The sequence below is a fragment of the Pseudomonas sp. PF05 genome (genome assembly GCF_056521845.1).
This window is the reverse complement of the sequence record NZ_JBWLPW010000052.1, coordinates 1-1,909: the sequence shown is the minus strand read 5'-3', so window position 1 is coordinate 1,909 and position 1,909 is coordinate 1. Positions and strand designations below refer to the sequence as shown.

The 1,909-nt window shown below is 64.0% G+C and carries 1 protein-coding gene; it reads right to left on the bottom strand.

The window, feature by feature from the left end:
- Positions 1–1,909 (bottom strand): condensation domain-containing protein (locus AC09SL_RS29365; RefSeq protein WP_479571988.1); only part of this gene is annotated, 1,909 nt, incomplete at both ends.

The following is a 1,909-nucleotide window of genomic DNA, read 5'->3' as shown; positions in this document are numbered from 1 at the left end:
GCGAATGCCCAGTTCCAATAGGCGATGAGCGACCTGGTTGGCGCGCGTATTCAATTGCGAGTAGCTCAACTCTGCCTCGCCAGAGACAACCGCGACGGCATCCGGACAGGCCGCGACCCGTGTTTCGAACAAGCCGTGCAAGGTCAGGCCCTGCGGGTAATCGACCGCCGTGGCATTGAACGTTTCCAACAGATGCAGACGTTCGGCCGCCGGCAGACTCGTGAGGGCCTGCAGTGGCGTATCCGGCGCCTGCTCCAGTGCGCTGACCAGACTTTCGAGCGTGGTCTGCACGTACTCGCCGATACGCCGCGCGCCGGTTCCGACCAACGCTTGCACCACCAGGCTGAAGCCCTCGCCTTCATCATCCACGGCCAGCGCCAAGGGGTAATTGGTCCGTTCTTCACCGCCAATCGACTCGATGCCTTGCCACGCCGTCAGCGCCTGCGCGGTCACCTCGATCCCGCAATGACGATAGTTGAGCATCGAACTGAACAACGGTGTTGGCGCAACCACGCCACTGCAACGCTGGGCCAGTGCCAACGGAGCGTGCTCATGGCCCAGCAGGCCGCTGAGTCGTTTGTGGGTCGCCTTCACCGCTGCGTATGCACCTTGCCCAGCCAGGCTCACCCGCAATGGCAAGGTGTTGATGAACATGCCCAGGGCCCGGTCAGCTCCATCGCCGGCCTGCATGCGACCCAATAGTACGGTGCCGAAGACCACGTCGTCGCGACCGCTGACACGGCCCAGGACGTGCGCCCAGGCCAAGTGCATCAGGCTCGCCGCGCTGACGCCCAACTGGCGGGCCTGGTCGCGCAGACGGCGACACAAGCCCGCCTCCACGGCCAGCTTTACCTCTTCCACGCCATTGCCATCGCCTTGCACATCCCGCAGGCCGAACGGCAACGTAGGCTCGTCGACGTCGCCAAGCATGTCGCGGAAAAACGCTTCGTGCGCCTGCTGATCGACACCCAGGCGCGCCTGGGCCACGTAGTTGCGATAAGGCACCGATTCGCCCAGTTCATGGACCTTGCCCAACAACTGCGCCTGCATTTCACGTTCCAGCACTTCCAGGCCGGTATGGTCCAGGACCATATGGTGGAACAGCAGCATGGCGACCCAGCGCTGGTTGGCGACGTCCTCGGCGATGGCCAGACGCAGCATCGGTGCCTGCCGCACGTCCAGCCGGTAATGCCGGGCATCGAAACGCTCATACAGCCGGGCAACGGCATCGCCGCCGCTCGGGTCCGCGTCCAACTCGTCAACGCTGAGCCGAGCCTGTCGCCACACGACCTGCATCGGTTCGTCGAGGTTTTCCCAGACCATCGAAGTTCTGAGAATGTCATGCCGGTCAATCACCCCCTGCAAAGCCTGGGCAAAGTCATCCAACCGGGCCCGGCGGTCAAACCCGAACAGCGTTTGCAGCACGTACGGATCACCCATTTTCGCCGTCAAATGGTGATACAGGATGCCTTCCTGCAACGGCGCCAGTGGGTAGATCTCCTGCACGTTGCGCGCTCCTCCCGGCACGCTCGCCACGATCCGATCGATGGCCTCCTGGCTCAATACGGCCAGCGGCAACATGTCCGGTGTGATGCGCTCACAGCCTTCGACGACGGCGCAGGCCGGCACCACCACATCCCGGTGTCCGCCCACCGCAGCGGCCAGTGCCTGCAGCGTTGGCTGGCTGAACAGCACGCGCACATCCACCGATAGTTCGGCCTGGCGCATGCGCTCGATCAGCCTCATCGCCAGCAGCGAATGGCCGCCCAGTTCGAAGAAATTGTCGTGGCGACCGACCCGCTCCACTTTCAACAGCTCGGCCCACAGGTCGGCCAAGACCTGTTCGATCTCGCCTTGCGGTGCCTCGTAGGCCTGGCTGGCGTACGCCTCGGCATCCGGTGCCGGCAGA